This is a genomic window from Paenibacillus anseongensis (assembly GCF_009757995.1).
Lineage (GTDB): Bacteria > Bacillota > Bacilli > Paenibacillales > NBRC-103111 > Paenibacillus_E > Paenibacillus_E chondroitinus.
In genome coordinates, this window is sequence record NZ_WSEM01000016.1 from 31,534 (window position 1) to 55,700 (window position 24,167).

The 24,167-nt window shown below is 41.7% G+C and carries 19 protein-coding genes and 2 pseudogenes; 17 read left to right on the forward strand and 4 right to left on the reverse strand.

The window, feature by feature from the left end; genetic code table 11:
• The first annotated feature begins 121 nt into the window (after nucleotides 1–121).
• From GON05_RS16430 to GON05_RS16475, 10 genes are all read left to right on the forward strand, one after another.
• On the forward strand, nucleotides 122–1,549 hold the full coding sequence (locus GON05_RS16430; protein WP_157320095.1) for an aldehyde dehydrogenase: 1,428 nt from the start codon (nucleotides 122–124) through the stop codon (nucleotides 1,547–1,549).
• A gap of 278 nt (nucleotides 1,550–1,827) precedes the next feature.
• Nucleotides 1,828–2,376, forward strand: coding sequence for an NAD(P)H-dependent oxidoreductase (locus GON05_RS16435; protein ID WP_181646100.1), 549 nt, complete (start codon nucleotides 1,828–1,830; stop codon nucleotides 2,374–2,376).
• A gap of 178 nt (nucleotides 2,377–2,554) precedes the next feature.
• Complete coding sequence (locus GON05_RS16440) at nucleotides 2,555–4,588, forward strand: Na+/H+ antiporter (protein WP_309491770.1); 2,034 nt, start codon at nucleotides 2,555–2,557, stop codon at nucleotides 4,586–4,588.
• A 110-nt stretch (nucleotides 4,589–4,698) separates the two neighbouring features.
• Nucleotides 4,699–5,022, forward strand: coding sequence for an antibiotic biosynthesis monooxygenase family protein (locus GON05_RS16445; protein ID WP_157320098.1), 324 nt, complete (start codon nucleotides 4,699–4,701; stop codon nucleotides 5,020–5,022).
• Nucleotides 5,023–5,390: 368 nt separating this feature from the next.
• Nucleotides 5,391–6,818 carry an aldehyde dehydrogenase gene (locus tag GON05_RS16450; RefSeq protein ID WP_157320099.1) on the forward strand — a complete coding sequence of 476 codons (1,428 nt, stop codon included), beginning with the start codon at nucleotides 5,391–5,393 and terminating at the stop codon, nucleotides 6,816–6,818.
• A 35-nt stretch (nucleotides 6,819–6,853) separates the two neighbouring features.
• Nucleotides 6,854–7,678: an oxidoreductase gene (locus GON05_RS16455; RefSeq protein WP_157320100.1), complete on the forward strand. Its 825-nt coding sequence runs from the start codon at nucleotides 6,854–6,856 to the stop codon at nucleotides 7,676–7,678.
• 125 nt (nucleotides 7,679–7,803) lie between these two features.
• Nucleotides 7,804–8,979, forward strand: a complete 1,176-nt coding sequence (locus GON05_RS16460; RefSeq protein WP_157320101.1) for an MFS transporter — start codon at nucleotides 7,804–7,806, stop codon at nucleotides 8,977–8,979.
• A 91-nt stretch (nucleotides 8,980–9,070) separates the two neighbouring features.
• Nucleotides 9,071–10,417, forward strand: a complete 1,347-nt coding sequence (locus GON05_RS16465; protein WP_157320102.1) for an FAD-dependent oxidoreductase — start codon at nucleotides 9,071–9,073, stop codon at nucleotides 10,415–10,417.
• A 734-nt stretch (nucleotides 10,418–11,151) separates the two neighbouring features.
• The gene (locus tag GON05_RS16470) at nucleotides 11,152–11,559 is read left to right on the forward strand and encodes an MFS transporter (protein ID WP_157320103.1); all 408 of its coding nucleotides are present in this window, start codon (nucleotides 11,152–11,154) and stop codon (nucleotides 11,557–11,559) included.
• On the forward strand, nucleotides 11,501–11,803 hold the full coding sequence (locus GON05_RS16475) for an SDR family oxidoreductase (protein WP_246239204.1): 303 nt from the start codon (nucleotides 11,501–11,503) through the stop codon (nucleotides 11,801–11,803). Before GON05_RS16470 ends, GON05_RS16475 begins: the two co-directional genes overlap by 59 nt.
• A 345-nt stretch (nucleotides 11,804–12,148) precedes the next feature.
• Here GON05_RS16475 and GON05_RS16480 read toward each other — a convergent pair whose 3' ends face one another.
• Nucleotides 12,149–12,814, reverse strand: a complete 666-nt coding sequence (locus tag GON05_RS16480; RefSeq protein ID WP_309491744.1) for a TetR/AcrR family transcriptional regulator — start codon at nucleotides 12,812–12,814, stop codon at nucleotides 12,149–12,151.
• 1,183 nt (nucleotides 12,815–13,997) lie between these two features.
• A pseudogene (locus GON05_RS16485) lies at nucleotides 13,998–14,162 on the reverse strand (transposase); the annotation flags it as partial.
• Between the two features lie 511 nt (nucleotides 14,163–14,673).
• Here GON05_RS16485 and GON05_RS16490 point away from each other — a divergent pair.
• Nucleotides 14,674–14,901: a hypothetical protein gene (locus GON05_RS16490; protein WP_157320104.1), complete on the forward strand. Its 228-nt coding sequence runs from the start codon at nucleotides 14,674–14,676 to the stop codon at nucleotides 14,899–14,901.
• A gap of 811 nt (nucleotides 14,902–15,712) precedes the next feature.
• Here GON05_RS16490 and GON05_RS16495 read toward each other — a convergent pair.
• Nucleotides 15,713–16,606 (reverse strand): alpha/beta hydrolase, encoded by an 894-nt coding sequence (locus GON05_RS16495; RefSeq protein WP_157320105.1) that lies wholly within the window; start codon nucleotides 16,604–16,606, stop codon nucleotides 15,713–15,715.
• A gap of 114 nt (nucleotides 16,607–16,720) precedes the next feature.
• On the opposite strand from GON05_RS16495, the gene GON05_RS16500 reads away from it, so the two are divergent.
• The 6 genes from GON05_RS16500 to GON05_RS16525 all read left to right on the forward strand — a co-directional run bounded on the left by GON05_RS16500 (nucleotide 16,721) and on the right by GON05_RS16525 (nucleotide 23,371).
• Nucleotides 16,721–17,695: a helix-turn-helix transcriptional regulator gene (locus GON05_RS16500; protein WP_157322134.1), complete on the forward strand. Its 975-nt coding sequence runs from the start codon at nucleotides 16,721–16,723 to the stop codon at nucleotides 17,693–17,695.
• Nucleotides 17,696–18,412: 717 nt separating this feature from the next.
• Nucleotides 18,413–19,618, forward strand: a complete 1,206-nt coding sequence (locus tag GON05_RS16505) for a sensor histidine kinase (protein WP_157320106.1) — start codon at nucleotides 18,413–18,415, stop codon at nucleotides 19,616–19,618.
• Entirely contained in the window at nucleotides 19,615–20,295 is a 681-nt protein-coding gene (locus GON05_RS16510; RefSeq protein ID WP_157320107.1) for a response regulator, read from the forward strand. Before GON05_RS16505 ends, GON05_RS16510 begins: the two co-directional genes overlap by 4 nt.
• 155 nt (nucleotides 20,296–20,450) lie before the next feature.
• Nucleotides 20,451–21,314 (forward strand): hypothetical protein, encoded by an 864-nt coding sequence (locus GON05_RS16515; RefSeq protein WP_157320108.1) that lies wholly within the window; start codon nucleotides 20,451–20,453, stop codon nucleotides 21,312–21,314.
• A gap of 254 nt (nucleotides 21,315–21,568) precedes the next feature.
• Nucleotides 21,569–21,862: a hypothetical protein gene (locus tag GON05_RS16520; protein WP_221435243.1), complete on the forward strand. Its 294-nt coding sequence runs from the start codon at nucleotides 21,569–21,571 to the stop codon at nucleotides 21,860–21,862.
• A 345-nt stretch (nucleotides 21,863–22,207) separates the two neighbouring features.
• Nucleotides 22,208–23,371: a serine hydrolase domain-containing protein gene (locus tag GON05_RS16525; RefSeq protein WP_157320110.1), complete on the forward strand. Its 1,164-nt coding sequence runs from the start codon at nucleotides 22,208–22,210 to the stop codon at nucleotides 23,369–23,371.
• 455 nt (nucleotides 23,372–23,826) lie between these two features.
• On the opposite strand, the pseudogene GON05_RS39335 reads toward GON05_RS16525, so the two are convergent.
• Nucleotides 23,827–24,077 (reverse strand): annotated as a pseudogene (locus tag GON05_RS39335) (C40 family peptidase); the annotation flags it as partial.
• Nucleotides 24,078–24,167: the final 90 nt, after the last annotated feature.

Below are 24,167 nucleotides of genomic sequence, written 5' to 3' on the forward strand. Positions count from 1 at the left end.
CTTCTCTTTGAAGGGATTAAGTTCTTTTATTAATGAAGAACTTAATTCCTAAATTGCTGACTCAACGTGTTTAAAATAGTATTCGATTTTCATAAAACGAAAACAAAAGGAGAACAACAACATGAGGCATTATGACAAACTCTTTATCGGCGGAGAATGGAGAAGTCCAGTTAACAAAGAATTATTAGAAATTCGATCCCCACATGACCAATCTATAGTCGGACTAGCTGCTCAAGCATCCCCAGAAGATATTGATCTCGCTGTTGCAGCTGCTAAGAATGCCTTTGAAAACGGCCCATGGCCGAAAATGACACCGGGCGCACGCGAAGCCGTTGTCTCACGCTTTAATGAATTGCATGCTGCACGTGCAGATGAAATTGCTACTCTTATTACTTCTGAGAACGGTACGCCAAGTTGGTTCACAACAGGTATTCAGCACTCCCTAGCTGAACAAACGAATGCTTACCTTCGTGCATCCAAATCGTTTGGTTGGGAAGAAACGTTGAACGACGGTAAAGGTCCAATGATTCGGCGCGAACCAGTTGGCGTAGTCGCTGCGATTATTCCTTGGAATGCCCCGAATCAATCGGCACTTGCGAAAATGATTCCTGCTTTACTTGCAGGTTGCCCAGTTATCCTAAAGGCTTCGCCTGAAACATCACTTGACGCGTTGTTACTGGGTGAAATTTTTGAACAAGCAGGATTTCCGTCAGGTGTCGTAAGTATTGTTCCTGCTGGTCGAGAAACAAGCGAATACCTTGTATCCCATCCAGGTGTCGACAAAATCGCATTTACGGGTTCCACAGGAGCTGGGCGTCGAATCGCTTCGATCGCTGGCGAACAACTTAAGCGAGTAAGTTTGGAACTCGGTGGTAAATCCGCTACAATCATTCTGGATGGCGCGGATCTAGAGACAGCTGTTCAAGGCCTGAAGTATACCTCTTTCGTAAATAACGGAGAAAGCTGTGTCGCGCATACGCGTGTGCTTGTTTCCAAAAACCGATACGAAGAAGCAGTGGATTTGATCAAAACCATGACGGAAAGCCTCGTCGTAGGCAACCCCGCTGAGTCGGCGACTTTCATTGGACCAATGGTAAGAGAGGATCAACAAAAACGTGTTCAATCCTACATTGAATTAGGTATCCAAGAAGGCGCTCGCCTGGTCACTGGTGGAACGGAAGTTCCTGCAGGTTTGGAAGGCGGTTTTTACGTTAAGCCAACGGTATTCGCAGATGTTAACAACAGCATGCGAATTGCCCAAGAAGAAATATTTGGACCTGTACTTGTTGTGATTCCTTACGAGGATGAAGCGGATGCTGTGCGCATCGCAAATGATTCGCCTTATGGACTTGGCGGTGGCGTTTGGTCAGGCACTCTCGAGCACGGTCTCGAAATTGCTCGTCAAATCCGTACAGGCTATTTCGTAGTCAATGGTGCAATGGCCTCATACGAAGGGCCGTTCGGAGGATACAAAGCCAGCGGCATCGGTCGCGAGTTTGGCGTGGTCGGTCTTGGAGCATACGTCGAACATAAAGCGATCAACATCTAATATTATGTTTTTCGTTTTAAATTTTATCTCTTTAGGATAATATGGTTTTTCTGAAATTAAAGAGGAAACAGTACACCCCGTTGGATTGTCATTGGATGAATTTTATCAGTGAGATTCATGGGGTGTATTTATTATAGAAAAATATTAAAATCCCTAGATGATTCAAAAATACCCCAAATCAATCGTATAGTCCAATCAGCGTTATTTAATAATAAACATGAAGATTCTTAAGGCAAGGTTAAAAATAAAAAGACAATATGAATAAGAAGGAGCAAGGTATGACAAAGAATTTGGTGCTAATCGCTCACCCAAATATGAAAGAATCACGTGTGAACAAAATTTGGCTAGAGGAATTAAAAAAATATCCAGAGTCAATTACAATTCAAGATCTATATGCAAGTTATCCCGATTGGCAAATAAACGTAACCAAGGAGCAACAACTTGTTGAACAGCACAATCGCATCATATTTCAATTCCCATTTTACTGGTATAGTTCGCCACCTCTGTTAAAAAAGTGGCAGGATGATGTATTGACATACGGCTGGGCTTTCACATCAAAAGGAAGTAAATTACGTGGAAAAGAGCTTGGACTCGCAATCTCAATCGGAGGGGCAGAAAGCGATTATAGTAAAGAGGGGGGCGATCTCTATACAATTAATGATTTGATAAGTCCCTTTCACGCAACAAGTAGCTTAATCGAAACGGTTTTTCTAAAACCGTTTACGCTCTATAAAACAGATGATAAGAGTGATGAAGGGTTGGAGTTAAGTGCGAAGAAATATGTAGAATATTTACTCTCTAATGAGATAGAGAAGTTCAGGGTCTGATAATCACTCTGGTGACAACGCGCATCACCGAGCTGATTTAAATGGTTTTAAACTATAAATACGTAATGAGTCAATGTCAAAATTACATCATTACATGAATGTTGGGATACGATAATGAAGAATCAAATGACGTGGAAGCACTGATTATGGGCGTACATTGGGGGAACCTAACTTGGAAGTGTTTATTGTCGTACTCATATTACTTTTACTAATAGGGGTTTCTAATGTCATTTACCGCTTTGTCCCGTTTGTGCCAGTGCCGTTAATCCAAATTATTCTCGGCGCCTGTATTACTGTGATTCCACAAGGGATTCATTTGATGCTTCAGCCTGAGTTGTTTTTCATCTTGTTTATCGCCCCACTATTATATAATGACGGAAAGCATACGCCGCGTGCAGAACTTTGGAGGCTTATAACACCAATCTTACTTCTTTCCGTGGGACTTGTTTTCGCAACGGTATTCGTCGTTGGTTATACAATCCATTGGATGATTCCGACTATACCGTTATTTGTTGCTTTTGCCTTTGCTGCTATACTGTCCCCGACCGATAGCGTTGCAGTAAATTCTTTGGCAGGGCGGATCAATCTCCCGAAAAGCTTAATTCGTCTCCTCGAAGGTGAGGGGTTGATGAACGATGCTTCTGGTCTCGTTGCTTTCAAGTTCGCTATCGCGGCGGCTGTGACCGGTGTGTTTTCACTACAGAAGGCATCTTTGAGTTTTCTGATCATCTCAATCGGTGGTCTTATTGTAGGTGCTGCAATCGCATTTTTAATTATTGGTATACGCCAACTACTCCGTCGTGCGGGATTAGAAGATGCAACGATGCATATTTTAATTCAATTGCTTACTCCATTTTTACTTTATTTAATAGCTGAGCAATTAAATGTATCTGGTATTTTGGCCGCGGTCGCAGGTGGAATTGTACATGCAATTGAAAATGATCGGATAGAGTGTGAAATCTCGAACATAAAAGTTGTATCTAATAATACGTGGGCCGTCTATTTGTTCATACTAAATGGACTTGTATTTGTTATTCTAGGAACACAAATTCCTGATGTCTCCTCCGTTATTTTTAAAGATCCAGGATTTAACGACGTTGTTGTTATTGGTTACGCTATTGTTATTTTTGCGATTTTGCTAGTATTGCGTTTTATTTGGACATTTTTATTTACACGTGGCTCAAAGGTATTCGGTACTGCAAGTGAAGAGACGACAAGTATTAAAGAGATTGTTATGACGACCTTATCTGGAGTTCGCGGTGCAGTAACCTTAGCAGGTGCTTTTTCAATGCCGTTAATGTTGCATAACGGTGAGTTGTTCCCACAACGGCACCTTATTATTTTTCTCTCTACCTTTGTGATCCTTTTGTCTTTGTTAGCAGCTAGTATCTTGCTGCCGTTAATTGCGAAAAAGACCCTTCCATTAGATGACACAGAAATGGTTACAGTTGAAAATGAATGGCACAAACATATCTTGGAAGCTGCTGTACGGCATTTGCAACAAGAGAGCAATCAGAGTAATGAAGAAGCGGTGGAAGCAGTTATTGCGGAGTACAACAGACTCATCCATCAACTTGGACTAAAAGGTAATTCCACTAATCGTGTATTTCGAATAAATCGAATGGAAGTTGCAATGCGAATTGAAGCAATTGGTATTGAACGAAACTATGTTCGTGAGAAATTTGAGAACGGAGACATTACGAAGAATCATGCCCAATATTATTACAACATGCTAGACCAGGTTGAAATCATGTTAACGAGTAGTTTTCGCATGTGGTTATTGGTGTTTAAAAGGCTCCTAGCAAGGCTCCAAGCGTCGTTCTTTTTGTCATCAAATCCAGTGGGTGTACTATTTACTGAGCAAGATGTCAGTGTACTAAGGGGCCTTCGCATTCAGTCCGGGCAAAAGGTGATTGATCAAATGGGGACGCTTTGCACGCCTGAAAGTAAAAATGACCCCTCCCAGTGTGTAGTCGCCTATTATAAACAGATTTTGAATCATTTGAAAAATCTTCATGTTCAGAAAAAACACAGAGATCAAGATTTTGATGAAACTCGTAAAGAACTTCACTGGCTTGCGGTACAAGCTGAAAGGTACGAAGTGCAAAATTTATACGAGCAAGGGAAAATTGATCGTGGACTGGCAGCACAACTAAGACGTATTATCCGTGATCGCGAAGTATCCTTGTATGAGCGTATAGAACTCGGCTAATAAAGAGAAATCTCGATCAGGTCTTTGAGGCTGACTACTATCTAGAATAGATATTAGGTATTTGGACATCGTATAAAACAGCAACGAAAATAAGAACAAGGAGTGTATATATGACACAAATCTCTGCAGGGCAAAACATCCTTACCTTTATCAATGTTTTTACAGTAGACCCCACAAATCAAGAACGGGTAGTTGAACTACTTACCCAAGCGACAGAGGGGTCCGTTACAGAGGCTCCTGGGTTTATCTCCTGCAGTCTGCATCGAAGTTTGGACGGAACTAAAGTGACTATGTATGCCCAATGGAAAAGTATGGAGGATTATCAAGCCATGCGAGAAGATCCTAGACCTCTTCCATTCTTCCAGGAAGCATTAACGATTGCAAAGTTCGATCCGGGCTCGTATGAAGTTGTAAAAACATTCAATCATGCTTAGTAAGTAAAGCTAAGGTTAAACAATCATTGGTATCATAAAAGATCTCTTTGGACTTCTTAGTTCGGAGATTTTTTCTTGTTTTTATAGAATTAATATTCCAAAATTAAATAAAATATTAAGAATAACAGCATATTATTATAGTTTTACACCAAAAAAGCCAAATTTACCAATGATATCTTGGAATTTTTATTCCGAAATTGCTTGACTATCAAATAGACGATCGAGTATACTATTTCATGTGGAACAAACATTCCAAGCATATATGAGGGAGGCGCATTGCTTACAGCGAAGTCATGGAACAGGCATAATTATCGCGCAGTTGCAAGGCCAACTTAAAATAAATAACAAATATAAAGGAGAAACGACAAATGAAAATTTATGACAAACTCTTTATTGGTGGTACATGGCAAGCACCCGTTAACCAGGAAGTACTAGAAATTCGTTCGCCTCATGACCAATCTGTAGTTGGTAATGCGGCACAAGCTTCCCCGGCAGATATCGATTTAGCCGTTGCTGCAGCTAGAAATGCATTCGATAACGGCCCGTGGCCGAGACTGACACCTAGCGAACGTCAAGAATTTGTCGCACGATTCAATGAACTGCATGCAGCGCGTGCGGACGAAATTGCTGCCTTAATTACATCTGAGAACGGCACGCCTAATTGGTTTACAAACGGTATTCAACACTCCCTATCTGAGCAAACAAACGCTTATCTTCGCGCATCCAAATCCTTTGGTTGGGAAGAAACGTTGAATGATGGCAAAGGTCCAATGATTCGCCGCGAGCCTGTCGGCGTCGTCGCAGCGATCATACCTTGGAACGCCCCTAATCAATCAGCTCTAGCGAAAATGATTCCAGCGTTGCTTGCAGGTTGCCCAGTTATCTTAAAGGCATCGCCTGAAACTTCCCTTGATGCTTTGTTACTGGGTGATATTTTTGAACAAGCAGGTTTTCCTGAAGGTGTAGTTAGTATTGTTCCAGCTGGTCGAGAAACAAGTGAATACCTTGTATCGCATCCTGGTGTGGATAAAATCGCATTTACGGGTTCAACAGGAGCTGGGCGTCGCATCGCTGCGATTGCTGGCGAACAACTTAAGCGCGTAAGCTTGGAGCTCGGAGGCAAGTCCGCAACGATTATTCTGGACGATGCAGATCTAGAAGCGGCTGTTCAAGGTTTGAAATATGCGTCGTTTGTTAATAACGGGGAAAGCTGTGTCGCGCATACGCGTGTGCTTGTATCCAAAAAGCGGTATGAAGAAGCAGTGAATTTGATTAAAACCATGACGGAAAGCCTCGTTGTAGGCAATCCTGCAGACCCTGAGACTTTCATTGGGCCAATGGTCAGAGCAGACCAACAAAAACGCGTTCAATCTTATATTGAACTGGGTATCCAAGAAGGCGCGCGCTTGGTGACCGGTGGAACGGAAGTTCCCGCTGGTCTTGAAGGTGGTTTCTACGTCAAGCCAACGGTATTCGCGGATGTAAACAACAGCATGCGAATTGCCCAAGAAGAAATATTTGGACCAGTTCTTGTCGTTATTCCTTATGAAGATGAAGCTGATGCCGTGCGCATCGCAAATGATTCTCCTTTTGGCCTTGGCGGTGGCGTTTGGTCCGGTACTCTTGAGCACGGTCTCGAAATCGCTCGTCAAATCCGTACAGGCTACTTCATAGTCAATGGTGCAATTGCATCATACGAAGGTCCTTTCGGAGGATATAAATCTAGCGGTATCGGTCGCGAGTTTGGCGTTGTTGGTCTGGGTGCATACGTAGAACATAAAGCGATTAACATCTAATCAAGTTAAACATCTATGTGAGGGGGATATTGGATATGCAAAAAGTCTGGCTTATTACAGGAAGTTCTAGGGGGTTTGGTCGAAGCCTTGCTGAAGCGGTGCTCGCAAAAGGAGATCGTCTTGTTGCAACGGCTCGTAAAACAGAGCAACTTGCTGATCTTGCAGATAAATATGGCAACCAAGTTCGCATTGTACAGTTAGACGTAAATAAATACGATCAGGCTGAAGCTGCTATCAAAGTAGCATTTGATACATTTGGACAACTAGATGTCCTTGTAAATAACGCAGGTTACGGTAACGTTTCTTCAATTGAAGAAACATCGATGGAAGATTTCCGCGCTCAAGTTGAGACGAACCTTTGGGGCGTAATCAACGTTACGAAAGCGGCGCTACCTCTACTGAGAGAACAAGGCCATGGTCATATCGTTCAATTTTCTTCCATCGGCGGACGTATTGCCGCCCCGGGTCTTGCACCTTATCAAGCGGCTAAATGGGCTGTGGAGGGATTCTCTGAGGTACTTGCCAAAGAAGTCGAACCGTTGGGAATTAAGGTTACTTTAATAGAGCCAGGCGGTTTCCGTACCGATTGGGCAGGCTCCTCAATGCAGCAACTCCAGCCACGCGATGAGTATAAAAATACGGTTGGCTACATGATGAAACATTTCCGCGATAACAGCGGGAAAGAGAAAGGGGATCCGGAAAAAGCTGCTCAAGCGATCATTACGATCGTGGACGAAGAAAACCCGCCGCTTCGCTTGCTACTCGGAAGTGATGCCGTTGAGCTTGCGAATGCGATGGATAACGGCAAGTTAGAAGAAACGAAACGATGGGAAAAGATTAGCCTCTCGACTGACTTTTAATCGTTTTACATTATGTTCATCGTATCACTTATATAAGAAGATAAAAATTTTTAAGTTTGCATGGATGGTATGAACGGTGTTCGTTGCCGTTCACCAAACATGCATAGTAGAAAGAAGGTGCGTCATTGAAAGTAAGCGCAAGAATTGCATTATTATCGATGGCTGTTACTACGACCTTCGGAACGATGATGGCTGCGCCGGCGGTTAAACCGCTGGCTGTGGCTTTCCCAAATACGGACGCTCTGTTGGTGCAGTGGGTAGTTACTCTGTCTTCCTTATTCATTTTACCGACTCTATTTTTGTCTGGAACGCTCGGCAGAAGGTTTAACCGGAAAACAATTCTGATCACGGCTTTGATCTTGTATTTAATTGGAGGCGTAGGACCGGCCTTCATGCATTCGTTTAATATGATTTTGGTATGTAGGGCAATCCTAGGGTTAAGTATCGGTCTCATCTCGCCAACGTTTAATTCATTAATCGCGGAAAACTTTCATGGAAATGACCGTTCGCGAATGAATGGTCTTCAAACTTCTATCAATGGTATAGGCGGGGCGATATTCCTTTCTATCGGTGGATTTATCGCATCGCTAGGGTGGAGAGACGTCTTTATGACTTATCTCTACGCCGTCGTTTTATTACTCGTTGTGATTATTTTTCTTCCAAAATTTCCGCCGCTCCAGGTCAGTCAATCGACTAAGTCTTCTGAAAAGATGCCGAAATTTTTCTACGCCGTAGCAATTGCTGGCGGGTTGCATACAATGCTGTTTGCATTACTTCCGACGAACCTTTCGCTATTCATAGCTAATAACGGCATCGGGAGCGTTGCATCGGCTGGCTATTTGATTGCCTTTTCGTTAATCGGAGTTTTTATAGGTGGACTTTCGGTGACTCGTTTGACTGGGGCATTTCAGAAGAAACTCGTTCCGCTCGTTTTAGGATTGATGGCAGGAGGCTTCTTACTGATCTCCTCTGCACACACGGAGTGGTCGGTCGCCCTGGCGGTATTCATGATTGGTTTGGCCGAAGGTGTATTATTCCCACTTTCATTCATAAAAACCTCGGAAGTCGTGCCTAAATTAATTTTGACGACGGGAATATCATTGCTTCTCGCTTGCGTGTATATTTGCCAGTTCCTTAGCCCATTATTCGTTAGAGGGGTGGAAGTACTACTTCATTCTGAATCAACTCGGGACGTGTTCATGGCCGTAGCTATTGCATTGGTCGTGGCTGCAGTCGCATTCCTAGTTTCGGTAAGAAATAAAAGTCGTTCAACAGCGCATTCGGCTTTAGATAACTCATAAACTCTAGATACAGTGAAAACCCTGTTTATAATGACGGGGTTTTCATTAAACAATATCTTGTGATTTATTTCACAAACTAGGAGGAAATGAAATGAAAATCGTTATTGTTGGCTGTACGCATGCCGGAACAGAAGCTACGAAGAATCTTGCGCGCTTGTATCCGGATGCGGAAATTAGTGTATACGAAAGAAACGACAATGTTTCTTTTCTTTCCTGCGGAATCGCACTAAACGTCGGAGGTATAGTGAAGCAGGCAGAAGATTTATTTTATTCGTCCCCCGAAGAACTGAGTGATCTTGGTGTAAATATGTTCATGTTGCATGAGGTGCTTGAAATCAATGCGGAGAAAAAGGAGCTTCATATTCACAATATGGTTACGAACGAGCGTTTCACTGATACGTATGACAAGCTCGTCATGACTACTGGCTCCTGGCCCATCATTCCTGACCTTCGCAACATCGAGCTTAACAACATTTTACTATGCAAAAATTATAGTCACGCACTTACGATTATCGAAAAAGCAAAATACGCGAAGAACATCACTGTTATCGGCGCAGGTTATATTGGTATCGAGTTGGTGGAGGCTTTCGAGCATCTTGGTAAAAGCGTAACTTTAATCGACAATATGGATCGAATATTATTCCGATATTTAGATTCCGAAGTTACGGATACAGTCGAGGTATCGCTTTCCGAACGAGGTATTTGCTTAGCTCTCGGACAAACCGTGACTGGATTCGAGGGTGAAGATGGCGCCGTTACGACCGTCGTAACGAATAATAATCAATATACCGCGGATCTTGTCGTTCTATGCATCGGCTTCCGGCCAAATACCTATTTGTTAAATGGACAAGTCGACATGCTTCCGAATGGCGCGTTTTTGGTTGACGAGTATATGCGTACTAGCAACCCCGACATTTTCGCTGCGGGCGATAGCTGCGCTGTGCTATACAACCCAACGGGGGTAAAAGCATATATTCCTTTAGCAACGAATGCGGTTCGTATGGGATCGCTTGTAGCGCGCAATCTTTTGAAGCCGACCGTCAAATATTTGGGAACGCAAGGAACATCCGCGATTAAAATATACGATCATCACATTGCTTCGACCGGTCTGACCGAAACTGCTGCGTTGGCATTGGGCATGGAAGTAAAAAGTGTCGTAATTGAAGAAAATTATCGACCTGAATTTATGCCGAGCTATGAAAAAGCGACGCTGAAAGTCGTCTACGAGGAAAACGGAAAACGCATCATAGGGGCGCAAGTGTTCTCCAAAGCCGATTTGACCCAATCGATTAACACACTATCGGTTTGCATCCAAAATCGAATGACGATGGATGAACTAGCTTACGTCGACTTCTTCTTCCAGCCCCATTATAATAAACCGTGGAACATTCTTAATCTCCCCGGCCTAGAAGTTGAACAAGCGTTGAGAAGAATGTAGGTAATATGAAATTTTGAATGTGCCGTGTATATGTGCTGGATTACATTCTGTACCTGCAAAGTAAATTCCATTCTAAGTTAAATACTTCGCTTCAAACGCTGGATGCCACGTGTGAAATGGATTAATGTCTGTCAAACGACTCAAAGTAATAGCATACTTATCCATGAGAGTTCCAACCTTGTCTCTGTGTGAAGGCCTACTAAACACTGGAGATTTGAGGAGGTACTCTTTTTTTTGCCTTAAGAACTTCAAGTCTAGTAAGTTTGAGATTTATGCAATAGATTTTTATTAAGACAGTTCCCAAGGGGGAAATCCAAGTTATCTAACCACATAGTTCAACTTAACTGCCTCTTTTTTAAATAAGCCCTATATAGATAGATGGGAAAATCAAGGGATTGTAATTTCATATTTCTTTTCCTTAGGAATCGTGATACAAGTACCTTTCAGAAATACTGAGCTATATCTTTAGTAAAGTTCCCAGATACATTTAAAAATACAAATCCCATCGCGAAATTCACGATGGGATTTACTCATTTATGGTAAGAACTTAATAAAACTGAGCATCAGACCGGAATATACCTGTGGAACATTCATTCCAATCTGATATATATTTTATCTCGTAAGTTCCATCCCCCACTACGAAAGATGCGCATTTCAATGTTGGGCTACGGATTTTGCTGCACAGACATTTATCATCCAAGTTAAAAAATCTAATTTCTAAAGGAGCATATACCATGTCAGGTTCATTTAAAATATTTCTTCTTGCGATCATTACCTTCTTCGTGGGAACATCCGAGCATGTAATTGCTGGGTTCCTCGATATCATCGCAAAAGATACCGGCTTTTCTATCGCTACTGCTGGACAATTGATTTCCATCTTCTCGCTAAGCTACGCGATTGGAACGCCTATTCTAATTACGTTAACTTCCAGAATGGATAGAAGAAAGCTGCTCATTGGGTCACTTATCACTTTTGTTATCGGTAATGCCATGGTGATATTCTTACCTGGTTTCTTGCCACTGCTTCTGTCAAGAATTGTACTAGCACTTAGCGCGGGGGATCTTCCTGACGGTTGCCATTACAATGGCTACAAAGCTAGTAGCTCAAGAGAAAATTGGCAGTGCCATTTCTACCGTCGTTAGTGTGTATGCATCCATGAAAGGTGCGATTGAGGTTCTGACTCGTTATTTGGCCAAAGAACTCGGACATCGTGGTATCGCAGTCAATACAATTGCTCCAGGAGCCGTTGCTACCGATTTCAGCGGTGGAATTGCCCGAGATAATCAGGTGGTTGTCAAGCATCTCTCAGAAGAGACAGCTCTTGGGCGTGTAGGCCAACCCGATGATATTGGGGAAGCGATAGCATCGCTTTTATCGAACGATTAATGCCCAACGTATTGAGATTTCGGGTGGTATGTATATTTAAGTTTTTGATAACACTATGATTTTGAGGGGATGTTCCGACCCTGATGGATTAGAATTATTTTTATGCTGAAAATTTATAAACTCGTAGAAGGAAGTATACTTAAGAGGCTTTGTCGGCTATTTAACAGCTTTTAAGTTCGCTTCTGGATGTTTAGGCTCATTTTACTTTAGGATTTAACCATAGATGGACGTCTCTGGAAAAGAAGTTGGCATGTCATTACGTGTGGCAGGTTTCTGGACTCGAAGTTGAATAAGATTTAAGAAAAGAGCTGCCAAGACCACTTAAAGTGGAGTTGGCAGCTCTTTTCATAATGTTTGGTTGAATTTATTCACTAGATGATCGATGCGGGGACCTATGTTAGAATCGTCTACGCTCGAAAGCTTATCGGCTTTAAAAAGCTGGATCTTTTTAAATTGATAATAGTCCAACAGTACCTGCTTAATCGTCGTTTGATTATACACGAGATATTTGGTAGTAGCGATTTCTCTCAAGAGAAGATTGTCTTGCAATAAAATAAGCTTCTCGTTGATGTCGTTGAATATGCCTTTGTGTTTTCCATCTTGATAGAATTTTAACGTCTGCTGTTCCCGTTTATTTAAGATTTCCTTCAACTGTTCGTACAACTCAGGGTAAGCCGATTGCAGATCCAATAGGAAGACCTCTGTAAGCTGCCCAACGAGCATAACCGACTGCTCAAATATTTGCTGAAACCAGATACCAAACGATTGTTCACTATCATTTGATGTTCGGTCTTCTAATTTATCTAAATAATCCGTGTACATACGTACGACGCCATCGATGACTTCTTCTTTGGATGAAAAATGCTTGTACATAGTGGCGCGGCTGACGTCCATAGCTTTCGCGATATCGTCCATTCTCAAATTCTGAAAGCCAACTTTCATTATGGGGGAGATGACTTTCTTCAGCAATTTGGATTTTGGGTCCGAGCGATTCTCATTTATTTTGTTCACTTCAATCCTTCCATAACGTTCACTCTGCGGGGGACAGATCTATTACTAGCGAATAGTTGGAGAATGAAGTTAATATGCTGCCGTATGGCGTCTTGATCATGAAGAATAAGGTTCTTCACAAAGTTTAATCAGGTACCTAAATATGGTTGATAACCAAAAACGGCTGCGTCCTATCATCAACGAGCAGCTTTTTCGTATAAATACTGAAACACATTCAATGAAAATGAAGAATATGATTAATCATGAGACAGTAGCATTAGGGATGCTATAATGATCGGGACAATATTCTTGTTATTTATGTGAGTATGTACCGCTGTAGTGAGACTAAAATTACATTAAAAGCCGCGTAAATAACACATTTTTTAATTCCAAAATTATTCAAATTAAAAGTTGGGCTCTGAAAGCAATTAAACATGAATATTGGGATTTTCAAACTGGTAAGGATGCACTATACTAGGGATTGCTTACTCTATGCGATATTTTAATTCAGAAAAGGGTGGTTATCCTAACAATTATAAAAGAAGAACAACAACGTTATATTGATAAATATGTAAGAAATATAAATGCTCCAATAAAATATTCTGAATTGTAAAGCCTTCATAAAAACGGGAGGCTTTTTTTTGATGCCACGAAAAAACAACTTGGGAATGGAATCAAGTTCTTGTCACTTATGACATCAAGTTCTTGTCAACCGATGTCCAATGACACAAATGTGCCTACATAACTTTTAATGTAAATGCCTGAGGGATCAGGCTTTTTATTTTTATGTGGAAGGATTTGTGTCATCAAAAGATGCACAAATGTCCCTACATTGTAGTTTTTCGAACAAACTCACTTACTTTAAAGCGAGTTCAATTTTCGGGCGAATACCTCGAGAAATTCCGATTGCCGAAGATGATAAACTTAACCGCTCAACTTCGTCACCTCTATTTAAGGGTGGAGGTCGATCTTTCTAACGGAACAGGTCAGACCCTTTCTTTCGTAATGTATCCCGATACACCGTGCTTTCTTTGTCTCCTGCGAATACGCCAACTTGCGTGAGATAAGGTTTATGTTACGCTGCTAATGCAAAGTTTTTATTGTAAGCTTCATCACTATGAGCTATTCCTACTAAGAGTAGAGCTAGCTTTCCACATTGCTTCATGATAGACTTCATCTTTTAAGCTTTTTCACCTGAACATTTTTAGAAGTGTAAGGCTTTAAATTCTTGGTTACTCATGACATTGCACATTGTAATTAAATAGAGAAAGTGACGCAGTTGTGGACGAACGTGTTTACTGAGTTTCAGTTGTCCCTTCCATTTTTTGGAGCTTGCTTCGGTTATATTAAGTCTTGCGTAACAGAGTAGAGCGTTCCCGTGGCATAACCTCTAAAAAAACACCAGCTAGAGCAATTGGACTCTTGTCAGTAATAGCAAATGTTTTTTTCTGAAAAGGGGATTTTTTTGCAGTTCCGGTTGCACAAATGCTGATATTTCAATACTTCAGAACATGGAAAAGCTTCTCAATAGCTATATTCATCCAAGCACTGATTTTTGCATTTATTGGGGAACCATTTTCAGTTTGGGCCGGAACAATAACTTATTATGGTTGGACCTACATTTATTCTTTCCTTTTCTACATTTTTATTAGTACTTTTACTAAGGTATTCGTAAATTTTTGGACACCCAAAAATTGGTGATCATCTGGCGACTTTAGAGAGAGTGTTATGGTGTTTTCTTTATTCATATAAACAAGGTGAAGATTAAGAAATACGACTTCAATGGCCTTGTTCTTGAGCCATCCTGCCAACATATGAATGTAGACTGGGAGGGTTTAAATTAATTCATTTTGGCTATAATTGTTTTAAGAGGTGATTTCATGAATATTGAAAAATTTCTAGCTAGTCAAGATTCAAATTATCTTTTTGTAGATGGTCCATCTGGAACTGGTAAAACATTTTTCATTTACAAATTTGTTCGAGAATACAAGGAATTATTTGGGAGTATTTCATCTTTAATTGATATTATAGCACTAAGAATGAGCATAAAGTGTTTTGTTTCATCACTAGTATATTCTGCTGGTTTAAATAGTAAGCTCAAACAATAGAAGATTTAGAAATTCAACTTACTAACAATACACACAAATTCTAGTAATAGATGATTCTCAAAATGTATTATTAACAGAGAATAAAAGAATTAAAGTTGAACATTTCAGAACTATGTCTATGTTTGTTAATAGACTTTATACCTTTCGAAAAATTCAATTTACCTGATAGTATTACTAGTAGATTTATTGTTGAAAAGTTTAATCAAGCTTCGTAATTTGTTGGTTTTAGATAGGATTTCAACGTAATGCTTTGGTATAGAAAAATGACAACTTTTTTTTTACGAAAAAAAGGAATAAAAACAGTGTTTAACTTTTCCATAGTTAAACACTGTTTTTTGTTATTTGGGCTACATAATTTAAAGTTACGCCACCAAAAACAATGCATCGGCATTCTTATACATTTTATGCATAAATAATGCATGCTCCTATGTGTGGATATTCTCATCAATTATGAAAATTGAAGTTAATCGTAACAGTCAGATCAGACTCATTCTCACTAAATATGAAATTTTTCCTTAATAAATCAAGCATTTTTGAAGTTGTTTTCTCAGTATTTATGACATCTCACTGAGCTCGACATTTGCGACATTTGTGACCAGCAGCTACGCTTGCGTGCACTCATCTTTACCTATAAGAGCTATTCCTCTACAATTTTTCGCCATACTTTGATACGGTTCGCCCAAAGAGAACCAGCAAGTTAATAAGGAGAGCCATCTGAAAATGGGTTATCTTATCAGGTCGAAGTTCATTGGCTTGCTCCTTTGGCTCTCCTTTATACGTATTCGCTAGGAATATTTTAGTGAGCAAATGTTCATCTGAGATGCTGTGTGATGAAGAGCGCAGCACGGTCCAGAGCTTGATCGGCTTCATCGAGAATACCAGCGAACGCCTGAAAAACATGCGGGACATCGGCGGTAACGTCAAGGATTACATCCACGCCTGCTGCCCGTGCACGGTCGGCTAACTGCGTGGAGTCGTCAAGGAGTAGCTCGTTAGTTCCGACTTGTAGCAGGAGCGGTGGGAATCCGGTAAGATCGGCGAACCTGGCGGGGCTCACGAGTTCATGGTTCGGGTCCTGTCCAGCGAGGTACATCGCGTCCGTGTACGTAAAGCTCGCACGGGTGAAGAACGGGTCGAGCCCCATTTTGCTATCCATACTTGCCCCGGTATGCGTCTTATCCAACCCCGGCGAGAACATAACTGCTGCTGCTGGCATCGGTAGACCTGCGTCCCGTGCCATCAGGCAAGTCGAGACAGCAATACCACCGCCGGCTGAGTCGCCAGCAAACGCAATAGACGCCGGCTCAACTCCGTTGTCCAGAAGCTCACGATAGGCTGCCAGAGCATCCTCAAGAGCTGCAGGGAACGGATGTTCCGGAGCCAGACGATAATCGAGTGAGACGGACCGGATACTGGTCCTGTTTACCAGGTTCGCGGTAAGGGACATGGCAGTGTAGGGGGAACCCATAATATACGATCCTCCATGGAAATAGAGAATGATTCCTGTGCGGGCATCCTGTGCGGAGTCAACTATCACACCGGGCCGATTACCTAGGGTCGTCTGCGTAGTCCGAATGCCCGCAGGTACTTTCATAGCTGCCATCATGGCAGCGAAGTTCGAGCGCATCTCCTCGACGGTTTGTGGCTTGGTGGGTTGGGGATGCCGCAGCATTTCATCCACAATCTTACGTTGTTTTCTTGACATATGATGTTCTCCTTTTTTAATCGCTTTCTGCCGTAATTTCGCGATCCGGCTTATTTTTAATGTATACTAAAATAGTGACAATACTTGTCACTATATTTTTGGAGGGTGAATAAAATGGGAAAGTCGAGGCGCCTGATTGAATTAATGATGGCAGTAAATCGGAAGCGGAAATTCACCGTCAAAGAGCTTGCTGAAGAATTTGGTGTGTCTACCCGAACCATGCTACGCGATTTGCAGGAGTTGAGCGGAATGGGAGTGCCTTTATACTCACAAGTTGGTGCAGGAGGTGGGTACCAGGTTCTAACAGAGCGAAGCCTTCCACCGATTTCATTTACAGAAAATGAGGCATTCTCCATATTCTTTGCTTCCCATGCTCTTCGACACTTCAGTTCGCTGCCCTTCGAGGCATCTGCAAAATCCGCACTTCGAAAATTTTACAGGTACTTATCGGATGATGTGAAAAGTCAGATAGATGAGATGCGACACCGAATTGACTTCTTTACGCATACACGCCCGGAACGAGCTGGATACCTTGAGATATTACTCCAAGCGTCTATTAGAAGGATGCCAGTAACAATCAATTATAAAACTCGGAAGTATGAGACCAATGAAAGAACAATTCAACCCATCGGGATATATGCCCATGAGGGATATTGGTTTTGCCCAGCGTACTGCTATCTGCGAAAAGCCTTCCGATTATACCGGGTTGATCGAATAGGGTCTGCCGTCTTGGCAGATGCCGAAGCGTTATTGCCTCCAGTGGATGTTTCAGAGGTGGATTTAACGAACTGGGGCCATCATTTCTACAGAAAACTAAAAAGCGTAGATGTCAAAGTAAAACTAACGGCAAAAGGGATTGAGTTATTCCGAGATAAGAGCTGGATTTTCCCTTGGGGAGAAGTACATCGTTCTAATAAAGGCACAGGTGTACTAGAGATGGGTATCTCCCCCTCAGAAATAATATTCTTTGCTGAATATTTCTTTTCATTCGGCGCTGAAGCAGTCGTGCTCCAACCGGAAGAACTAAGAGAAGCTGTCAGAAGGAAGTTGGTCGGTGCTCTCGAAGAGTATAATGTCCCAAACTCCTAATCTCCCGATTTCGATTTTAGGTGGAAAAGGCAACCGATCTGGGAGTGCGGTCTGAGATCGAAGCGATTTATAGGTCGCAAATTCAGAAAAGTTAAGACATCTATAGAATCACTTAAATTCTACGAAGGGAGCTGCCGAGGCACTCCTTTCGTTTTTCGCCGGTAAACCTGTCAAGGAGAACCGTACCAATAGGTCCAAATCGCTACACTAACGGTGAACTATAGCTCAATCATTACATGAGACGGCAGCCGGTATACGATGGCTGCCGTTGTTATTGAAATAACTGGCAGAATAGTTCAATCGTTTGTTTCGATCTATTTTGTGGGTTTTTCTTTTATCGGTATACAATCCGACACAAGTAAAATATTTTTCTTGTGTCGGAGGTCAAAACATTGTCCCATAACAAGTTGCGAAATTTGCGGCTTTCTTTATTTTGGGATCAAGTTCTTGTTATTGGCTGGTGTCAAGAATTTGATCCCATTCCCGAGGTCCTGTTAACGATAATATTCAAGACGAATGGTATGATGAGTTAAATGAATCGACAATAGAAGCTGATAGCTATTCTAAGAGGGGCTGAATTACTTAATTCAAAAATGAATGAGGATGCTTATGCTTTTTTTGTTGCCCAGCTTCAGCAAGAAATCGACTGGCCAAATAGCTATTCCATCCAGAAAATCCTTTATTCACATCAAATGATCAACAAGAGGTGAATTTTGTATGGCAAACTATTCAAAGGTAGAGAAGCTGAATAACCCGTCAAGTTATTTACTTTTATCTATTCTTCGCTTGAGCTTTTTTATCATACTTAGCTGTATGTATTTATTTATTAACAATAATACTGTAGGTTGGGTAAAGGCTTTTGTTATTGTCAGTATGTTGATATTATTTATCAATCACTTTCTCTATTATTTTGCAAGCCTTACTACGCAGGTACTCACATTAGCAGTCGTTGATACCGCGGTCACTGCCCCCTATGGGTACGTATATTTGGGTGGGGACTATCCCGATCTGCTTTTTTTAGGTTTAGTAGGCTTGTTTCTTTTCATGTACATAGAAATACGTGCAGTTACCATAGTTTGGTTTATTTTCGTTCCACTCAATATCGGGATACAGATTATACTTGAACAACATGAATTTGGAAAATTTCAAATCGTTATGTACTTTGTAAGTGGAACCTTTGTCGTATTCGCCAGTTTGGTAGGCTCATTAATCCGCTATTACCAGCATGCCCGTAGCCAAACTGCTTTGTTGAATGCCGAATTAAAGAAGTCTAACCAGCAGTTGATCGAATATTCCCATAAAGCGGAGTCTTTATCAGTCAACCGCGAGCGGATAAGGATAGCTAGAGAAATTCACGATACCGTAGGGCACAAATTGACAGCTTTACTTATGCAACTGCAGGTTGCTCGCAAGCTGCAGGAGAGTAATTCGGATCAGAGCAAGATGAGCTTCTTGCATTGTGAAGAACTAGCACGTTCCGCCTTACAAGAAATTCGGCTTTCCGTTCGTGATATGCGAGAAGACGAGAATCAACGAACGATCAAGGAAATGCTTGATAGGTTAGCGGGGCAATTTGCTGAAATGACAGACATGAAAATAACGGTACAAGTTGATCAAGAATTTTCCGTTATACCGGATGCGCTACGTTTGAACTTATCGCGAATTGTACAAGAATCTTTAACCAACGCAAAAAAGCATGGAGACGCTACTGAAGCATCGGTAACTCTTCAATGCTCAGAGGAGCAAATCGAATTGATGATTAAGGATAATGGAACGGGTAAATCTGAGTTCGCACCAGAATTTGGATTGCTCAATATGAAAGAGCGAGTTCAAGAACATGGGGGAACCTTACAAATTGACTCTTTTCAAGAGAAAGGTTTTAAGATTCATGTTCTTATTCCCTTTAAGAGGAAACCCCAATGATCAGAGTGATGGTTGTAGACGATCAGCGCCTCTTTCGTGAAGGATTATCGACGATTATCAGACAAGAAACAGATATAGAAGTTATCGATACTGCGTCGAATGGAAGAGAAGCGTATGAAATAGCAATTGTCCAAAAGCCAGATGTCGTTATAATGGATATACGGATGCCTATAATGGATGGCATAGAAGGGACTCGCTTAATCCGCAGTCATCTTATAGATGTAAAGGTGTTAATACTGACTACTTTCGATGATAGTGAATTGATTTTCACGGCATTGGACCAAGGCGCTCATGGATACTTATTAAAGGATATTCCCTCAGAAGCGATCGTAAATGCGATTCACACAGTCTATTTAGGCGGAATGGTCTTCCAACCAGATATCACAAACCATTTGCTCAGCGAAAGGAAAAAGCATCAAAGCGACCATGCAATTGAAGGTGCTATTTCTCTAAGCAAGGACCCAAGAGTGGCGCTGCTCAATCTGTTATCTGACCGTGAAGTACAGGTGTTGAAACTGTTAGGCCAAGGATTGAACAATAAAGAAATAGCAGATGAGTTGGTCATTACCGAGGGAACCGTAAAGAATCATGTGTCGAATGTTATTGCCAAACTGGAATTTCGTGATCGGACGCAGGTAGCGATTTTTGCAGTTAAAGAGGGTATCGTCCCATTCTGAGCATGACTAATTACATGTTACCTGTGTAGATAGTATGGAAACACGTACAACTGTACGTGTTTTTTTTTGTTATAAATCTATCGTATTGCAGATTTCTTTTCTTTTAATAGTTGATAAGCTGAAGCTGAAGCAATTGATAAAAGGAGCAGATAGAAATGATCATACTTGAGACCGGAATTGGTTTATTACAGAAAACGATATTGATTAGAAAAGAAAAAGGATTGTTTTTAACAGGAGGCTTTGGGATATTATTAGCGCTATTATGTTTGGTTTTTATGCTAGTTCATGGTAACAATGTTCCGCCTTACGGTGATTGGATCAAGCCGATAACTTTTAATTTTGCCTTGGGAGCCTTTTTAATAACGACATTCTTTATGATGCCGCTAGCTAAATTTAGTGTAACAGAGCAAAAAAGATTTAGTTGGATGTTAATCATAACTGTGCTATATGCCTATATGGTAGAAGTGATTCAGACCTATCGCGGTGTGGATCCACGATTTGGCCAAGGTGATTTTTTGACAAATAAATTACCTGGTATATTGTTTGGTGTTATATCGCTTACGATTGTAGGATTGTATGTAGTCATTCTGATTAAATTTCTTGCCAAAAAACCAATGCAAGAACGTCCTTTGTTAGTCCTAGGCATACGGTATGGTTTTATTGCCACTATGCTGGGGTTTTCTTCAGGCATCTGGATGATTATTCTATCAAGCAGAATAACAGGATCAGGCGGTAATGTTATGACGATTCACTTTCTTGGCTTCCACGGGCTCCAGGCAATTCCCTTAATTGCATGGTTTCTGGAACGATCAAGACTCGACTATTCTCGTTCTATCCGCATAGTCCATACGGCGGCTTGGTTATGGCTATCAGCAATAGGTTGTATGTTTGTACAGACCTATCAAGGATATTCCATTACCGCGATTACTCCAGCAATGATAGTATGTAGTTTGCTCCTTATTGTGTGGTTTTGTATTTTGGTGCATTCTTTTTTACTTTATGTAAGGAGAAAAGATTAGAGAAATTGAATTATAGTCGCTTTCATTTTGCTGGTGATCGGATTGATTAGAATAGGAGGGACGTTTAGTATTAGTAACATGTTCGGTCCTGGAGGTGTGAAGGTTGAGCAGAATCAGACGGTTGAAGGTGAAGGAGTAAGAAATATCAAGGTACAATCCAGAAGCACTGATTTCCAGATTGTGAAGGTTCAACCAGCAAAATTAAAGCCTATTTAACTGGTAAAGCAAGCGAGAATTATGTGGACAAAATTAAATTGAATTTGAATCGGAACGGTGACGCAGTCAACGTTTCCGTGGAAAGCGATATCCGAGTTTCTATCGGCAGCACATTTCGCAATCTTAACCTCAAGCTAGAATTGCCTGAGCAGGAGTATAGTTCGTTCGTTCTTGAGTCGAACAACGGCTATACGAACATATCGGAATTGTCGGCTGATACAATAATTTTGATTGGACATTCGGGCAAAATGGATATGAGAGGTTTGACAACCGGCACGCTCACGTCTCATGTCGACAGCGGCGATTCTGACATCAACGGAAGTATACGCTAATAAGATCGGGTGCCAGTTCGGGCAATGTTGTTCAATGAAAATAAAGAATTAGACTGGAGTCGTTGAATTGACTCGGTTTTTGAATTGTAAAATAGTCACTTTTTGAGAATTGAGTTTTAGACTGGTCCATTAAAATAAACAGAGTCTAGTTCAGGCGAACACGGTAGCCTTTCTTAATTTTGTCTGAAATTGAGTTATGGGTAATCGGTACAGATTGCCACGTGGTTAAAAAATCGAGGAGGGTATTAACGGGTAACGCTAGTTAAATAACATCAAGAGCTCTAATTCTTATGGAAGATTATGTTATAATTATAGTTGAAAACGTTTCTGGGAGGGGATAGGAAAATGAACCCAAGTAAGCGACTGAATGAACGATTGACACCACTACTTAAGAGTGTCATGGAAAAGGGGCCAGCTGGCTGTGCCTGTACTGTTGTGAGGCGGGGAGAAGTTGTTTATCAGGAAACCCTGGGTTATGCGGATTTAGAGAGAAAGAAGGAGATCACTCCGGATACAATCTACCGCATCTATTCGATGACTAAGGTGATTACCTGCGCAGCGGCACTCATGCTTTATGAGAAAGGACTTTATCTGCTTAACGATCCGTTGGAGGAATACCTGACGGAGTTCAAAAATCCGCAGGTGTACCGCTATAACGAATATGGTACCAAGTCTTTATCCCCTGCAGTGGGTCCAATCCGAATCAGGGATCTTTTCACGATGACCTCCGGGCTTACGTACGGTGGTGACGGCACGGAAACCGAACGGCAAACCCGTACAATCATGGAGAATGCTGCAGCGACCATTGACATGCAGGCTTTGTCCAAAGCGTTGGCAGAAGTTCCCCTGGCTTTCGATCCCGGCACACACTGGAAGTATGGTACAAGCCACGATGTCTTGGCAGCATTGATCGAAGTGCTTTCCGGACAAACATTCGGAGAGTTTCTGCAGAAGGAAATTTTCGCTCCGTTGGGAATGACCGACACCTCATTCCGGATATCGGAGGATAAGCGGGAACGTTTATGTACCATGTACGATCGTGCAGAAGACGGCACGCATACTCCTAATACTAGGATTGACGCCCGTTATCAACCGGGAAGCCGTCATGAAAGCGGCGGAGGTGGCCTGCTTTCGACGATCGGCGATTACAGCCGATTTGCTCAGATGCTGGCGAAGGGCGGGGAGCTGGACGGGGTGCGGATTCTTAGCCCGAAAACGGTTCATTTGATGGCGACCAATCATTTAAATCCACAACAAATCAAGGATTTTAACTGGCCGCAAATGAGTGGTTATGGCTATGGTTTGGGGGTCCGTGTTATGACCGATCCTGCAGCCGGCGGCATTAATGGCTCTATCGGTGAATTCGGCTGGGCCGGTCTAGCCGGTTCTTACTTGTTGATCGATCCTAAGGAAGAATTGTCCGTCGTGTACATGCAGCAGCTGCTACCAAGCCTTGAGCCCTTCATTCATCCTCGAGTACGGGCTGCCATTTACGGGGCATTGGACTAAGTCCAAGGTTTACGGTGGCGAGTGAATACATTTGCGCTATAATCACTGCAAATGATTCAAAAACTGTGAAGCATCGAATTAGATAATCCCTTCCTTTATTGATACACTGATAAATAACATGTGTTGAAGAAAAAAAGTTTTGAAGTTATTAGGGCGTTCACTCTACTGGGTGAACGCTTTTAGGTTGGAGTGATGATTATTCTAGATGAAGAATCTTTTTGTAAAGTGATGACCGCCACGGCGACTAAACTAACGGGCAGTAGAACGTGGTGGAGCGGCTATTCATTATTGCTCCCTATTTGTGATATGGTCCCCGCGGCGGTATACCTAAGCACAAAGTTATGTTTCAACATAAGGTTTTTATATCTGTGTAGTTGTAATAAAGCCACTCCATCAATCGAAACGGAGTGGCTTCTTGTTCAAACTTCTCTTTTATGTACCTTCGTATTCCCGTTGTGCATAACCTTGCCATTCCCGATATAGATATACCAACATGATGAATAGGTGAGTAGAAGAATACTAGATCTCCTGGTTTTAGTTAATTGGGTGGTATATAACTACCTACTTGTGACTGCTCTTTAGAAGAACCCGGCAACGTAATTCCATACTGGCGATATACATTTTGGGTAAAGGAAGAACAATCAAATGAGCGTGTAGTTCCTTTCTGAGAGCCGAACTTATAGGGAACAACGAGATAGTTCTTACCTATCTTTTCTACATATAAACGCATAGACCATGCATTTTATGCCTAGAGAAGGTGGTAGGTTCATTTTCTTTTTCTTCTCATGATTCATCT

Excerpts from the sequence above, each read along its gene's own strand:
- GON05_RS16430 (WP_157320095.1), top strand. The coding sequence starts at position 122 with ATGAGGCATTATGACAAACTCTTTATCGGCGGAGAATGGAGAAGTCCA.
- GON05_RS16435 (WP_181646100.1), top strand. The coding sequence starts at position 1,828 with ATGACAAAGAATTTGGTGCTAATCGCTCACCCAAATATGAAAGAATCA.
- GON05_RS16445 (WP_157320098.1), top strand. The coding sequence starts at position 4,699 with ATGACACAAATCTCTGCAGGGCAAAACATCCTTACCTTTATCAATGTT.
- GON05_RS16450 (WP_157320099.1), top strand. The coding sequence starts at position 5,391 with ATGAAAATTTATGACAAACTCTTTATTGGTGGTACATGGCAAGCACCC.
- GON05_RS16455 (WP_157320100.1), top strand. The coding sequence starts at position 6,854 with ATGCAAAAAGTCTGGCTTATTACAGGAAGTTCTAGGGGGTTTGGTCGA.
- GON05_RS16465 (WP_157320102.1), top strand. The coding sequence starts at position 9,071 with ATGAAAATCGTTATTGTTGGCTGTACGCATGCCGGAACAGAAGCTACG.
- GON05_RS16470 (WP_157320103.1), top strand. The coding sequence starts at position 11,152 with ATGTCAGGTTCATTTAAAATATTTCTTCTTGCGATCATTACCTTCTTC.
- GON05_RS16475 (WP_246239204.1), top strand. The coding sequence starts at position 11,501 with ATGGCTACAAAGCTAGTAGCTCAAGAGAAAATTGGCAGTGCCATTTCT.
- GON05_RS16490 (WP_157320104.1), top strand. The coding sequence starts at position 14,674 with ATGAATATTGAAAAATTTCTAGCTAGTCAAGATTCAAATTATCTTTTT.
- GON05_RS16495 (WP_157320105.1), bottom strand. The coding sequence starts at position 16,606 with ATGTCAAGAAAACAACGTAAGATTGTGGATGAAATGCTGCGGCATCCC.
- GON05_RS16500 (WP_157322134.1), top strand. The coding sequence starts at position 16,721 with ATGGGAAAGTCGAGGCGCCTGATTGAATTAATGATGGCAGTAAATCGG.
- GON05_RS16505 (WP_157320106.1), top strand. The coding sequence starts at position 18,413 with ATGGCAAACTATTCAAAGGTAGAGAAGCTGAATAACCCGTCAAGTTAT.
- GON05_RS16510 (WP_157320107.1), top strand. The coding sequence starts at position 19,615 with ATGATCAGAGTGATGGTTGTAGACGATCAGCGCCTCTTTCGTGAAGGA.
- GON05_RS16515 (WP_157320108.1), top strand. The coding sequence starts at position 20,451 with ATGATCATACTTGAGACCGGAATTGGTTTATTACAGAAAACGATATTG.
- GON05_RS16525 (WP_157320110.1), top strand. The coding sequence starts at position 22,208 with ATGAACCCAAGTAAGCGACTGAATGAACGATTGACACCACTACTTAAG.